At 67.1% G+C, this 12,691-nt stretch carries 11 protein-coding genes; 3 read left to right on the top strand and 8 right to left on the bottom strand.

The window, feature by feature from the left end:
* Nucleotides 1-74 precede the first annotated feature (74 nt).
* The gene (locus GO986_RS01130) at nucleotides 75-1,355 is read left to right on the top strand and encodes a glutamate-5-semialdehyde dehydrogenase (RefSeq protein ID WP_157457374.1); all 1,281 of its coding nucleotides are present in this window, start codon (nucleotides 75-77) and stop codon (nucleotides 1,353-1,355) included.
* Nucleotides 1,356-1,437: 82 nt separating this feature from the next.
* Here the strand turns inward: GO986_RS01130 and dxs are convergent, their stop codons facing one another.
* The 4 genes from dxs to GO986_RS01110 all read right to left on the bottom strand — a co-directional run bounded on the left by dxs (nucleotide 1,438) and on the right by GO986_RS01110 (nucleotide 6,246).
* Nucleotides 1,438-3,324 carry a 1-deoxy-D-xylulose-5-phosphate synthase gene (gene dxs / locus GO986_RS01125; protein ID WP_157457373.1) on the bottom strand — a complete coding sequence of 629 codons (1,887 nt, stop codon included), beginning with the start codon at nucleotides 3,322-3,324 and terminating at the stop codon, nucleotides 1,438-1,440.
* Entirely contained in the window at nucleotides 3,324-4,010 is a 687-nt protein-coding gene (locus GO986_RS01120; protein ID WP_157457372.1) for a hypothetical protein, read from the bottom strand. Before GO986_RS01120 ends, dxs begins: the two co-directional genes overlap by 1 nt.
* 360 nt (nucleotides 4,011-4,370) lie before the next feature.
* Nucleotides 4,371-5,066, bottom strand: coding sequence for a PspA/IM30 family protein (locus tag GO986_RS01115; protein WP_157457371.1), 696 nt, complete (start codon nucleotides 5,064-5,066; stop codon nucleotides 4,371-4,373).
* A gap of 391 nt (nucleotides 5,067-5,457) precedes the next feature.
* Nucleotides 5,458-6,246, bottom strand: coding sequence for a hypothetical protein (locus GO986_RS01110; RefSeq protein WP_157457370.1), 789 nt, complete (start codon nucleotides 6,244-6,246; stop codon nucleotides 5,458-5,460).
* A gap of 201 nt (nucleotides 6,247-6,447) precedes the next feature.
* On the opposite strand from GO986_RS01110, the gene mnmE reads away from it, so the two are divergent.
* Nucleotides 6,448-7,770 carry a tRNA uridine-5-carboxymethylaminomethyl(34) synthesis GTPase MnmE gene (mnmE, locus tag GO986_RS01105; protein WP_369409061.1) on the top strand — a complete coding sequence of 441 codons (1,323 nt, stop codon included), beginning with the start codon at nucleotides 6,448-6,450 and terminating at the stop codon, nucleotides 7,768-7,770.
* Between the two features lie 101 nt (nucleotides 7,771-7,871).
* On the opposite strand, the gene ychF is transcribed toward mnmE, so the two are convergent.
* Nucleotides 7,872-8,972, bottom strand: coding sequence for a redox-regulated ATPase YchF (ychF, locus tag GO986_RS01100; protein ID WP_157457369.1), 1,101 nt, complete (start codon nucleotides 8,970-8,972; stop codon nucleotides 7,872-7,874).
* 488 nt (nucleotides 8,973-9,460) lie between these two features.
* Between ychF and GO986_RS01095 the strand changes: the two genes are divergently transcribed.
* Complete coding sequence (locus tag GO986_RS01095) at nucleotides 9,461-9,697, top strand: hypothetical protein (protein ID WP_224573118.1); 237 nt, start codon at nucleotides 9,461-9,463, stop codon at nucleotides 9,695-9,697.
* A 387-nt stretch (nucleotides 9,698-10,084) separates the two neighbouring features.
* Here the strand turns inward: GO986_RS01095 and GO986_RS01090 are convergent, their stop codons facing one another.
* From GO986_RS01090 to GO986_RS01080, 3 genes are all read right to left on the bottom strand, one after another.
* Nucleotides 10,085-10,480, bottom strand: a complete 396-nt coding sequence (locus GO986_RS01090) for an SH3 domain-containing protein (RefSeq protein WP_157457368.1) — start codon at nucleotides 10,478-10,480, stop codon at nucleotides 10,085-10,087.
* A gap of 68 nt (nucleotides 10,481-10,548) precedes the next feature.
* The gene (locus GO986_RS01085; RefSeq protein ID WP_232337329.1) at nucleotides 10,549-11,862 is read right to left on the bottom strand and encodes a sensor histidine kinase; all 1,314 of its coding nucleotides are present in this window, start codon (nucleotides 11,860-11,862) and stop codon (nucleotides 10,549-10,551) included.
* Nucleotides 11,859-12,542, bottom strand: coding sequence for a response regulator (locus GO986_RS01080; RefSeq protein ID WP_157457367.1), 684 nt, complete (start codon nucleotides 12,540-12,542; stop codon nucleotides 11,859-11,861). The genes GO986_RS01085 and GO986_RS01080 overlap by 4 nt, the downstream gene beginning before the upstream one ends.
* Between the last annotated feature and the right edge of the window lie 149 nt (nucleotides 12,543-12,691).

Genomic DNA, 12,691 nt, shown 5'->3' with positions numbered 1-12,691 from the left:
CATTTTTTCGGCCCGGCGGCGCCCTGCCTACCCCACGCCTGGGTGTGGCGGCCTGTCCCTGCTAGCCTCGGCCCATGAGTGCCTCCAACGCCACGATTCAGGAGATGGGCGTGCGCGCCCGGCAGGCTGCGCGGACCCTGCGCTCGCTGCCTACCGCGCGCAAGGTGGCGGCGCTGACCGCGTTGGCGGCGGGCCTGCGGGCCAGCGCCGACGCCGTCCTGGCCGCCAACGCCCAGGATGTCCAGGCCGCTCTGGCTGCGGGCCTGCCCGACCCGATGGTGGCCCGCCTGCGCCTGACACCCGCCGCGCTGGACAGCCTGGCGGCGGATGTCGAGGCCGTCTCGCGCCTGCCTGACCCGGTGGGCGAGCAGAGCCCGGTGCAGGTCCAGTCCAGCGGTATCCGGGTGGGCACGCGCCGGGTGCCGCTGGGCGTGCTGGGCGTGATCTATGAAAGTCGGCCCAATGTCACCGTGGACGTGGCGGCGCTGGCCCTCATGAGTGGCAACGCGGTGATTCTGCGCGGCGGTAAGGAAACCGTGCACAGCAACGCGGCGTTAGAGGAAGTGATTCACGCCGCTTTGCAGGCCCAGGGGCTGCCGGCCCAGGCCGTCCAGGTCATCCGCGACCCGGCCCGCGAGCGAGTGCTGGAACTCCTGACCCTGGACGAGTGGGTGGACGCCATCATTCCGCGCGGCGGGGCGGGACTCCACCGCTTTTGTGTGGAGAACGCCACCGTGCCGGTCATCGTGGGCGGCATTGGCGTGGTCCACATTTACCTGGACGCCTCGTTCACGCGCGACCCACTGGACAGAGAGAGGGCCGCGCAGCTCCTCCACAACGCCAAGGTGCAAAAGCCCAGCGCCTGCAACGCTCTGGACACCCTGCTGGTGGACCGCGCAGCACTGGTCGCCTTGCCCCAGCTGGTTCAGCCCCTCCTCAACAGCGGCGTGGCCCTGCGCGCCGACCCCGAAGCCCTGGCGGTGCTGATCGCCGCTGGCCTGAGCGCTGAGCCTGCCACCGAGGCCGATTACGGCACCGAATTTCTGGCCCTGACCCTGAGCCTCAAGGCAGTGGCCGGGCTGGACGAGGCCCTGGACTTTATTGCGGCGCACGGCAACCACACCGACGTGATTCTGACCCGCGACCCCGCCCAGGCCGAGCACTTTGTGCAGGACGTCGACAGCGCGGCCGTGATGGTCAATGCCAGCCCCCGTTTCAACGATGGCGCGCAACTGGGCCTGGGCGCCGAGGTGGCCATCAGCACCCAGAAACTGCACGCCCGTGGCCCGATGGGACTGAGGGAATTGACCACGACGAAGTGGGTGGTAGAGGGCAACGGGGAAGTCAGGGTGTAGGGCTGCGGGCCACCCCCAGCCACACCCCCAGCCAGAGGCGGCACAGGAGTGAACTTCCCTGCGCCGCCCTCTCTATTTTTTCCTACACCCCAAGCGGCACGTCCACGCCCAGTTCTGCCAGCACCGTCCGAATCGCCTGGGCGTCAATGCCGGCTCTGGCATGAACACTCTCGGCGGTGGCGTGTTCCTGAAACTCGTCGGGAATGCCGAGCACCCGCACGGGCACTTGCAAGCCCTCGGCGTTCAGGAATTCCAGCACGGCGCTGCCGAAACCACCGACCACGGTGTTGTCCTCCACGGTCACGAGCGCGCAGGCGGTCCGGGCCAGAGTGCGCAGCATGGCCTCGTCCAGCGGTTTGACAAAGCGGGCGTTCACCACGCCGACGCCGCTCAGCCCCGCTGCGGCTTTCTCGGCGTACTCCAGCGCCTTGCCGCCCGCCAGGATGACCACCTCGTCGCCGCCCTGCACCCGCTCCCATTCTCCCCAGGTCAGCGTGGGCCAGGTGCCCGCCGCCACGGGGGCCGTGTTGCCGCGCGGATAGCGGATGGCAAAGGGGCCGTCATGCTCCTGGGCGTATTTCAGCATGCCGCGCAGTTCGGCGGCGTCTCTGGGCAGGCCAAGGCGCACGCCGGGAATAGAGCGCAAGTAGCTCAGGTCAAACACGCCGTTGTGGGTGGCGCCGTCGGCCCCCACGATGCCCGCGCGGTCAATGGCGAAGGTCACGTTCAGATTCTCGATGGCCACGTCGTGCAGCACCTGATCGTAGGCGCGTTGCAAAAACGTAGAATAGATAGCGACCACCGGACGCAACCCTTGCAGCGCCATGCCGGCGGCGGCTGTGACCGCGACCTCCTCGGCAATGCCTACATCCAGGTAACGGTTGGGGTGGGCCCTGCTGTATTCCACCAGGCCGCTGCCCTCGCGCATGGCGGGCGTAACCACGAAGGTGCGGGGGTCCTGGGCGGCCAGCTCGATGACGGCGTCACCAAAGGCATTGCTCCAGCTGTACGCCTTGCTGGGGCTGAAGTCGCCCGTGGCAGGGTCAAATTTGCCGGGCCCGTGCCAGTAGATGGGGTCAGCCTCGGCGTAACTCAGGCCTTTGCCCTTCTTGGTCACCACATGCAGGATGGTCGGGCCGTCCAGGTCCACCAGGCGCTCCATCAGCCAGGCGAGTTCCTGCACGTCGTGGCCGTCCACCGGCCCCACGTAGCGCACGCCCATGGCAGCGAAAGGATTGACGCTGGCGGGGTCAAAGAAGTGCCGCGTTGAACTCTTGGCGCGGCTCATCAGGCTGGCCAGCGGTTTGCTGACGGCCTCTACGGCCTTTTTGCCGGCGCCCTCGCCCTCCTGAAACCACTTCTGGACCTGCAAGCCACGCATGAACTTGTTGAGGCCTCCGACGTTCTCCGAGATACTCATCTCGTTGTCGTTCAGGACAATCAGCATCCGGCGGTTCATGTCACCGATGGTGTTCAGGGCGGCCAGGGCCATGCCGCCAGTCAGGGCGCCGTCGCCAATCACGGCGGCGACCCGGTAGTCCTGGCCCAGCGCGTCGCGCGCCACCGCCATGCCCAGCGCGTTGGCGAGGCTGGTGCTGGCGTGGCCCACGGTAATCGCGTCGTGTTCGGACTCGCTTACCTTGGTAAAGCCGCTCAGGCCCCCCTCTTTCTTGATGGTGGGCATCTGCTCCCGGCGGCCGGTGAGCATCTTGTGGGCGTAGGCCTGGTGGCCCACGTCAAAGAGAATGCGGTCGCGCGGCGAATTGAGGACGTAGTGCAGCGCCACGATCACGTCGGTGGCCCCCAGGCTGCTCGCCAGGTGCAGGCCGCCTACCGAACACACGCGCACAATCTCGTCCCGCAGTTCCTGGGACAGCAGGGGCAACTGCTCGCGGGTCAGCCTTTTCAGGTCGGCGGGCGCCTGAATCCCGTCCAGCAGGGGCGTGAGGCTGTCGGCGGCACGTTCCATCACTGACCTCCAGGGCGGGCCGAGAAATTGCGGGCGGTCAGCAGCAGGCCTTCGGGGGTGCGCACCTCGCCCACATAGGGCGCAAACCACAGCTGCTGCGTGGCGGGAAACAGGCCACCCAGCGTGTCGCTGATTTGCCGCGTGACCACCCAGACCTCAAAGCGGCCGCCGGGGGTCTGCACGGTGCGGCGGTCCTGCACGGTGTAGCTGTAATTCAGGGTGCCGCGCGCCTGCTCTTTGCCGTCGTCGCCGCTCACCGTGATCTGAGACTGGCCCTGCCAGGTCAGTCCCAGGCGCCAGGCCGTCTGGGCGGGCAACTCCAGCCACGCCGGCTCCAGCCGGATGTTCACGCCGGGCTTGCGCAGCCCCAGCAGCCGCACCCCCGAAGCGTCCACCGTGCGGTACCAGGTCTGGTCGGCGCCGCGCCCAGCGAGCTGAAAGGCCTGCGCGCTCTGGCTGCCATACACCGTGACGCCTAGCGCCCGCAGCGTGTACGCCGGGGCGCCGCTGCCCTCGCCTTCGGGCAGGTAACTCCAGGCCAGCCCGGTCTCATGGGGGTAAAACGACACCGCCGAGACTGGCGTACTGGCCTGAACCGTGGTCGTGGCCTGCGGCGCGCAGGCGGCCAGGGGGAGCAGGAAGGGCAGCGCGGTCAGCCACACGCGAAGGGAAGGGGAGGCCGACATGCCACCGAGCTTAAAACAACGCATCGCCTTCATTCTGTCAGCAAATATGAAGTTTTCCTGACGGTCATCGGTCAGAAGGTGCAAGTGCCAAAGAGGGTAGTTCCATGCAGGCCGCTGGGGGCGAGGAGAACTGGCTGTCAGGGCCAGTTGCGTCAGTTCTTCCAGTTGCTGCCTCCACTGTCCATCTGGAAGGTTTTTAAGCTGAGGGGATGGGCAGAGTGCCGCGGGAGCAAGGGATGGTGCAGACGTAGAGCTTGCTCGTCAGTGCGGATTCGTGGGCGTGACCGACAGAACCCCTATTGAGGCAGCAAAAAACATCCGGACCTTCGCCCGGATGTTCTGAACGCGTACGGGTGCCTCTTAGCCGCCGCTCTTTTCGCCGGCGCTGCCCGGCTCGCCCTGCACTTTCGCCTTCAGGGCCGCAAAGGCGTCGTCCAGCTCGCGGCCCCGGCCCAGGTCCTTCAGTTGGGCGTCAAAGTCATTGTCCTGGCGCAGGTCGCTCATGGCGCGGTTGCGGTCTTCCAGGCCCTGCACTTTCGCCTCCATTTCCTCAAAGGCGTCCATGGCCCCGCCCGCCTTGTCAAAGCCCGAGACGCGGTCCAGGGTCGCCCCGGCCTGGGCGGTCTTTTGCCGCGCAGCCAGCAGGGACTTCTTGGATTCCATCTCGTCAATCTTGGCTTCCAGGGCGCGCAGCTGCGTTTTGAGCTGCTCGACCGTTTGAGTTTGCTGGCCCAGCTGCTCTTCAAAGCCGGTGGCCAGGTCACGGGCGTTCTGGGCGCGGCGCAGGGCCTCGCGGGCCAGTTCCTCGCTGCCGCCGCGCAGGGCTTCCTCAGCTTTTTTCTCGTATTCGCTGCCCAGGCGGCGGTTGGTGCTCGCTTCGCGTTCCAGCTTGGCGTTCTGGCTCATGGCGTCGGCCACTTCGCTGCGGGCCTCGGCGTAGGCAGCGCGCATGTCACGCAGGGCCTGCTCGATAATCTTGCCTGGGTCTTCGGCGCGGCTGATCAGGTCGTTGACGTTGGCGCGCAGCAGGCGGGACAGGCGGTCAAGGATGGTCATGGGGGTTTTCCTCCTGAGAATGGGACTTGTCGCCATCATGACGCCTGGGGGCCGTGCTGACAGCCGCTTCCCAGCAAGCCTCAAGGCTCGCTCAAGCTCTGCTGAAGGCTACAGGGCAGGGGGCCAGGTCTTGGCGCAGAGACCCTGTTTGAAAGCAGAGCAGTGCCCCAGTGAGGGATGAGTGCTCACTGGGGCTCAGACGAGTGGTCCTCTCAGGCCGCGCAGCCAAGATGAGCCTGGACTGTGAGAAAGCTGCGCAAACCTGACGGTGCGGAAGGCTGGATAAAGCGAAGGGTCTGTGGTGCCGCCCCAGCCTGAGGCAGCGGGACAGTCTCAATCCCACACGGGCCGTGTGAACTTCAAGGCAGTCGAGGATTTCCCTCAACTACGCTCAGAACACAATCGGTTTCAGGCCGACGCTGTCGCTGCCGCAGGCCACGGTCAGCGAGCCGCCGGCCGGGGTCACCGTGCAGCCCAGGGCGCGCAGGCCCGAGACCGGGAAAATCAGGTTCTTGCCGTCAGTGGCGGGCGCCAGGGGCAATTCCACATTGCCGCCGCCCGCCTGGGCGCTGCGCTGGCCAGCGGTGACGGTCAGGGTGCCGTCTTCTGCCACCAGGCGGAATTTGCCGCCGCCCAGCGAGGTCACCGCCACGACACCGACCAAATCGCTGCCCAGGACGTAGGGCTGGCCCTTGCTTACGCCTGCTGGCAAAGCGGCCTTGGCCGCCGCAGCGGGTGCCGCCGCCTGGGCCTGCGCCGTGTCTACGACGACCAGCGTTTCCTTGTCGCTGATGGGGCTGAGCAGCACATAGGCCGACACCGGGCCACTGGCGGCGTCCTTGACCAGCAGCACGCTGGACTTGCCGCTGGCCTTCCAGTCCCCCTGGGCGCGGGTGCTCAGCTTGCCCCGGACCAGGGGCCGCAGGCTGGCCGGCGCGCTCTGGGCATACAGGCACACCGCCTGGGCACTGAGCTTCAGCGCGGCGGGGCAGGTCAAGATGCGGCCCTTGACGGCCGCACTGACCTCCACCGACAGGGCACTGACCGCCTTGGTGGTGGCTGCCGAGGACACGCCTTTAGGAGCGGCCGCTGGGGTGGCCGGGGTGGTCGCCTGTGCGGCGGCGGGCGCGCACAGCAGCGCGCTAAGGGTCAGGGTCGCAGACAGCACAAGGAAACGCATACGCGCCCCATGCTAGGGCCGCAGCATGAGCGTGAACTTTGAAGGCGGCCTTTGCCGTTACTCGGGAGAACAGGGAGAAAGCGTGCCACGGGCCGAACCTGGGTTTGGGCGCTGCCTCCTCGCGCGTGCCTGAACAAGTTGCCCTACTTTCCCACTCTCTACACCCCACTTCCCCTTTTTGCAGGTGCTAGCCTGCCGGGCGTGAGTTCGCGCACGGGCCTGTCTGACACCATTGCCGCTATTGCCACCGCGCCGGGCAGCGCGGGCGTGGGCATCGTGCGGGTCAGTGGTCCCGGCGCCCTGGCCGTGGCTGACGGGCTGTTTCAGGGGCGGCGGGCGCCCTCGCGGACCTCAGGCGGCCGGTTTCTGTTCGGGTCGTTTCTGGATGAGGCGGGCGAAGTGCTTGATGAGGGGCTGTGCCTGGTGTTTCGCGGCCCGCACTCGTACACCGGGGAGGACGTGGCCGAGTTTCAGACGCACGGCAGCCCCGCTGTGCTTGGCCGGGCGCTGGAAGCGGCCCTCCGCCTGGGCGCCCGGCCAGCCCGGCCCGGTGAATTCACCCTACGCGCCTACCTGCACGGCCGCCTGGACCTCACGCAGGCCGAGGCGGTGCTGAATCTGGTGCAGGCCCAGACCGACGCTGCCCGCCGCCAGGCCACCCTGGGCCTGAGTGGAGCGCTGCGTGAACGGGTAGGCAACGTGACGCGCCAGGTCACGCGCACCCTGGCCGCCTTACAGGCCCTGCTGGACTACCCCGAAGAGGGCGTGCCCGAAGAAGACCGCGCCGAACCACTGGCCCAGGCCGAGCATGACCTGACCGAACTGCTGCGCTCGGCGCACGCCGGGCAGGTGGCCACGCGCGGCGCCCGCCTGGCCCTGATTGGCCGCCCCAATGCCGGGAAAAGCAGTCTGCTCAACGCCCTGCTGGGCTACGAACGCTCGATTGTCACGCCGCTGCCCGGCACCACCCGCGATTACCTGGAGGCCGGGCTGGAACTGGCGGGCGTACCGGTCACGCTGGTGGACACGGCGGGCATCCGCGAAACGGGCGACCAGATTGAGGCCGCTGGGGTGCGGCAGGCTGTGGCCCTGGCGGGCGCCGCCGACCTCGTGCTGGTGCTCGAAGACGGCAGTCTGCCCCGTGAAGACCTGGGCGCCGAGGTGCCCCCCGCTGGCCGCGTGTTGAAGGTGCGAACCAAGGCCGACCTCCCGGCCGCCTGGCACGACCCGGAAGCCATAGCGGTCAGTGCGGTGACTGGCCAGGGCCTCTCCGAGCTGCGCGCCGCCGTGGAAGCCGCACTGCTGGGTGACGCCGCCCGCGGGGAAGCCTGGCTGACCACCGAGCGCCAGGCCGACGCCGCCCGCCGCGCCCTGGGTCATATTCAGGCTGCCCGTGATCTGCCCGACGATCTCGCCGGCTATGAACTGGAAGAAGCCCTGCGCGCCCTGGCCGAGCTGACGGGCCAGGACGTGCAGGAGGACGTGGTGGACGCAGTCTTCCGGAATTTCTGTGTAGGAAAGTGAACGGGGAGTAGGAAGTAGGGAGTGGAGAAAGAAGAAGGCGTGCCAGTGGATGGCGACGCCTTCTTTTTCCACTTACCACTGCCCACTCCCTACTTCCCCTTTTACATGTTGTGCAGCACGTTCATGATATCGCCGTCTTTCATGACGTACTCCTTGCCCTCGGTGCGGACCCAGCCCTTGCTCTTGGCGCCGGCCCAGCCCCCGGCCTCGACCATCTTGTCCCACTCGATGACCTCGGCACGGATAAAGCCGCGCTCCAGGTCACTGTGAATCTCGCCGGCGGCCTCGGGGGCCTTCTCGCCCCGGCGGATGGTCCAGGCACGCACCTCTTTTTCCCCACTGGTGATAAAGGTAATCAGGCCCAGCGTCTCGTAGCCCACCTTCACCAATTGGTCCAGGCCGCTTTCCTGCACGCCCAGTTCTTCCAGAAAGGCGCGGGCCTCGTCCTCGGGCATCTCGGCCAGTTCGCCCTCAATCTGGGCGCTGATCTTCACGACCTGCGCGCCCTCGGCGGCGGCATAGTCGCGCACCTGCTGCACGTACTCGTTGTCTTCCGTCAGGTTGTCTTCGCCCACGTTGGCGACGTAAATCACGGGCTTGGTGGTAATCAGCCCAAATTCTTTGGGGATGGGGGCGTCGTAGCTACCCGCGCGCGCCGGTTTGCCCTCGCCCAGCACGGCCAGGAGCTGCTCGGCCAGGGCCGCCTGCTCGCGCGCATCCTTGTCGCCACTCTTGGCTTTCTTTTGGAGGTTTTGCAGGCGCTTTTCCAGCCCCGCGAGGTCGGCCAGAATCAGCTCGGTATTGATGGTCTCGATGTCGTCCAGGGGGTCCACGCGCCCGGCCACATGCACCACGTTGCCGTCTTCAAAGCAGCGCACCACATGGGCAATCGCGTCGGCCTCGCGGATGTTGGCCAGAAACTGGTTGCCCAGCCCCTCGCCCTTGCTGGCACCCTTGACCAGCCCGGCGATGTCCACGAATTCCACAAAAGTCGGGATGATCGGCGGCACCCGCTCGCCTTTGGTAAAGACCTTGCTCAGCGCGCCCAGGCGCTCGTCGGGCACGGTGACGCGGCCCACGTTGGGCTCAATGGTGGCAAAGGGGTAGTTGGCGGCCAGCGCCCCGGCGCGCGTGATGGCGTTAAACAGCGTGCTTTTTCCGACGTTGGGCAACCCGACAATTCCGATGGCTAAACTACTCATCCAATCAACTCCTCAGCCGCGCTGGGCGGCAACCCTCCCAGTTTACAGGCTGCCCCTGCCGCCGCACACTCTGGGCTATCCGGCCCCGTATATCGGCACACTGATACCGGTCGTCTCCAGCCGGTGGACCTCTGTAGAACAGGGAATCTGTACTGGTTTTAGGAGTCGTCAACGCTCTCCACCTGAATGGGAGAGGCTAGCCGTTCCTTCTTTGAGCGCCAAGTGGACTGGTGCATTCGCGAGCTCTTGAAGTTCCTAAGCAGGCCAAGTCGCTTCCGCCTTCTGGGCTAACCCGAGGGGCTTCACCAGCTCACCTGTCTCAACAAACACCACTGTACTAAAGACCTGCGCTGGCACGTCCAGAACCGCCGCCGAGAGGTCAGTTCGACCAACCTGAAGGTGAGTAAAATAGGCCTCCTTTAGGCCAGAACTGGCGACACGATGACCTCCCGCCCTATGTACCGGCACCGGGTCTGCTACGGTGACCTGTGCTGAAAGACGATATGGCAATTCATGCAGGAATACCGGAAAAGGCTGTGAAGGCCTCACTCACCCGTTTACGCGAACGAACCGATCTGGCCGATGTGAGCTGGGACGTTGCCAAGTCCAGGCCCGGACGCCCCATTAAGGTGTATTTCGAGGCCGAGACGATGGCAGAGATTCAGGTGGTAAAGCGGGCGCTCGAGCAAGATCTCAATGAGCACGGCTTTGACCTTTACCCCTAACGCCTGAAGCTGCCGGCGGCGGGTAGAGACCCTATGGCGGGGGTTGGACGGAGGTGGGGGAGAGCTCAAAACGTTCGAGGAGTGACGGGGGCTGATCATCGTCACTCCCTGTTGTCCCGCCACGCAGGCCGGGCATTAGGGTTATACGGACTCTGGTTGAATCGTTTGCAAAACCGATGAAATCCAAGCGAGCTGGCGCGGCTCTGCAAGGCAGTTCCTTAAGTCCGCAACAGTGCGAGAAAAACGGGTGCCAGGCATAGAGTTGGCAAATCAATACCCTTCAGATTTGTGAATGAACCGGCCGGCATCCGCAGAAGACAGACTTCTGAACGTTTCAGCGGAACTCTTCAAAAGGCAGAGGCCCGATGAAAAGAGGTGCTGGGCCTCTTAGCGGCGGCCGAGCATATTCAGCAGGTCGCGCTGATCGCAGGCGCGGCCGTTGTGGTCGGGGTCGCGCTCGGCGCTGTAGGCCGCTTCGTTGCGGCGAATGTCTTTGAGGCCCAGGGCCAGCAGCGCCGGGCAGTCACCTTTGACGTTCACGGCGGCGCGGTTCACCCAGCCCAGCTGCCCCCCGACGCGCACCTGGCACCACAGCGTGTGGCACTGCACGATGTCCAGCGTCTCTTTGGCGGCCACGACTCGCAGCGCCGCTGCCTTGGCATTCGGCTCGGCCAGCAGGGCTGTGGCCATGGCCGCCCAGCCTGCCGCAGCGCCCGCCTGACTGCACAGCAGCGCGCCGGCCAGGCAGCAGACCATCCAGAGTCGGCGCGAATCGTTCAACATGGCACGTTAGAGTGTACTCGGTTCAAAGCGCCGCTCCGTGAAAGCCTGCCCCAGGGGCCCCTGTGGGGTCATGACCCCTGGGCCGGCAGGGCGACCGTAAAGCGTGCCCCGCCCAGCCGCGCTGAGGCACCCAGCCCGGCGCGGCCCCCGTGTGCCTGTGCCAGCGCGCGCACAATGGCCAGGCCCAGGCCGCTGCCGCCTGTGTCGCGCGCGCGGCTGCTGTCCAGGCGGGTAAAGCGGGTAAAGACCGCCTCGCGGCTGCCCTCCGGGATACCGGGGCCGTCGTCCTCGACGTGCAAGAGCACCTCGGCGCCGCGCGACTCGACCTCCACATTCACGCGGCTGGCCGCGTGGCGCAGGGCGTTGTCAATCAGGTTGGTCGTCATCTGGCGCACCCGCACCGGGTCGGCCTGCATGGGGGCGGGCGCCGCCTGAAGCGTCAGGGCCACGCCGCGCGCCCCGGCGCGGTCTTGCAGGTCGCGCACCACCTCGGCGCCCAGGGCGGCCAGGTCCAGGCCCTTGACCTCCAGGGTCAGGCGGCCCGCGTCGGCCAGGGTCAGGGTGCGCAGGTCGCCCACCAGGCGCGTCAGGTGCTGGGTCTGGGTGCTGAGCAGCGCAATCTGTTCCGTGTTGAGCGGATAGACGCCGTCTTCCAGGGCGTCCAGACGGGCCTGCATCACGGCAATGGGCGTGCGGAGTTCGTGGGCAATGTCGGCCACCGCCTGCTGGCGCTCCTGCTCCAGGGTTTGCAGGTTCTCGGCCATCTCGTTAAAACTCTGGGCCAGGGCCGCCAGCTCGCGCTCGCCGCCAGGTGTGGGCGCGCGGGCACTCAGGTCGCCGCTGGCCAGCCGCGCCGCCGCGCGCGACACCGCCGACACTGGCCGGGCCACCCGCCGCGAAATCAGAAAGGCCAGGAGGGCCGAGGCCACCGCCGCCACCAGCCCCACCTGGAGCAGGCTGCGCTGAACCTCTTTCAGAAAGTCCTGCGTCTGGTTGGGGGGGCCGCGAAAGAGGTCGTCGCGCCAGCCACGCGGGCGGCGGCCGCCCTCGACGGTGGCCTGCGTGCCGGCCGGGAGGGTCACCGTTCCGCCCACATCGGGGCTGCTTTGCCAGGGGTCCAGAAAGGGGTCAGCGGCACTGCCGGTGCGGATGACAGGCAGCGGCGGCGTGGGCGCCACCGTCTCGCCGCGCAGGGCTGCTTCCTGGCGCTCGCGCAGGGCGGCGCGCACCTCTTCGGGCAGCCGCTGAAACTGGCGCTGCACCGCCAGATTGGAAAAATAGAAGGTGCTGCCCACCGACACCCCCACCACCAGCAGCATGGCCAGCAGCAGGGTCAGTGCCAGGGGCCGGCCCCCGCGCCAGGGCCAGACGGGGCGTTTCATCCAGCGGCCTCCAGGCGGTAGCCCACGCCGCGCACGGTATGCAGCAGCCCACCGGCCTGGGCTGCGTCCAATTTGCGCCGCACGCTGGCCAGGTGGGCGTCCACTACTCGTTCCAGCGCCTCGCTGCCCGGCAGGGCCGCCGAGAGCAGTTCTTCGCGGGTATACGCCCGGCCCGGCGCCTGCGCCAGGTGCGACAGCAGCCGGAACTCGGCGGGGGTGAGGTTCAGGGCTTCGCCGTTGACGCGGGCGGCTACGGCCAGGCGGTCAATTTCCAGGGGCCCCACGCGCACCGGGCGCTCGCCGCCTTCCAGCGCGGCGGTGGCCCGGCGCAGCACCGCCTTGACCCGCGCCATCACTTCACGCGGGCGGAACGGCTTGACCACGTAATCGTCGGCGCCCAGTTCCAGGCCCACGATCTGGTCGGTCTCCTCGGCGCGGGCTGTGACCAGAATAACGGGCGTGCTGCCAGAGGCCCGCACCGTTTTCAGGATGTCCAAGCCGCTGCGGCCGGGCAGCATCACGTCCAGCAAGATCAGGTCAGGGCTTATGGCACGGTAGGCGTGCAGCGCGGCGTGGCCGTCGGCGGCGCGCTCGGTGCGGTAGCCCTCCTGCCGGGCGTAGGCTTCCAGCACCTCGGCCAGCTGGGGTTCGTCCTCGACAATCAGGATCAGGGCGCTCATGGGGTTCAGCTTAAAGGGCGCGCGTGAAGGGACAACGAAGGGGCGAGGTGCAAAAAGTGCAGGGCCAGGACAGCCCAGGCCGCGCCCAGCCGGCCTTTTCTCGTCTTCGATAAATCTTCACACAGGCTGAGCGGCGTCTTCGCAGACCC

Source organism: Deinococcus arboris (genome assembly GCF_009755355.1).
GTDB classification, from domain to species: Bacteria; Deinococcota; Deinococci; order Deinococcales; family Deinococcaceae; genus Deinococcus; species Deinococcus betulae.
Note: the sequence above shows the minus strand (reverse complement) of the source record. Positions and strands in the feature narration are given on the sequence as shown.

What these genes read in the sequence shown, in the direction of transcription:
- GO986_RS01130 (WP_157457374.1), top strand. Translation starts at nt 75, where the DNA reads ATGAGTGCCTCCAACGCCACGATTCAGGAGATGGGCGTGCGCGCCCGG.
- dxs (WP_157457373.1), bottom strand. Translation starts at nt 3,324, where the DNA reads ATGGAACGTGCCGCCGACAGCCTCACGCCCCTGCTGGACGGGATTCAG.
- GO986_RS01120 (WP_157457372.1), bottom strand. Translation starts at nt 4,010, where the DNA reads ATGTCGGCCTCCCCTTCCCTTCGCGTGTGGCTGACCGCGCTGCCCTTC.
- GO986_RS01115 (WP_157457371.1), bottom strand. Translation starts at nt 5,066, where the DNA reads ATGACCATCCTTGACCGCCTGTCCCGCCTGCTGCGCGCCAACGTCAAC.
- GO986_RS01110 (WP_157457370.1), bottom strand. Translation starts at nt 6,246, where the DNA reads ATGCGTTTCCTTGTGCTGTCTGCGACCCTGACCCTTAGCGCGCTGCTG.
- ychF (WP_157457369.1), bottom strand. Translation starts at nt 8,972, where the DNA reads ATGAGTAGTTTAGCCATCGGAATTGTCGGGTTGCCCAACGTCGGAAAA.
- GO986_RS01090 (WP_157457368.1), bottom strand. Translation starts at nt 10,480, where the DNA reads ATGTTGAACGATTCGCGCCGACTCTGGATGGTCTGCTGCCTGGCCGGC.
- GO986_RS01085 (WP_232337329.1), bottom strand. Translation starts at nt 11,862, where the DNA reads ATGAAACGCCCCGTCTGGCCCTGGCGCGGGGGCCGGCCCCTGGCACTG.
- GO986_RS01080 (WP_157457367.1), bottom strand. Translation starts at nt 12,542, where the DNA reads ATGAGCGCCCTGATCCTGATTGTCGAGGACGAACCCCAGCTGGCCGAG.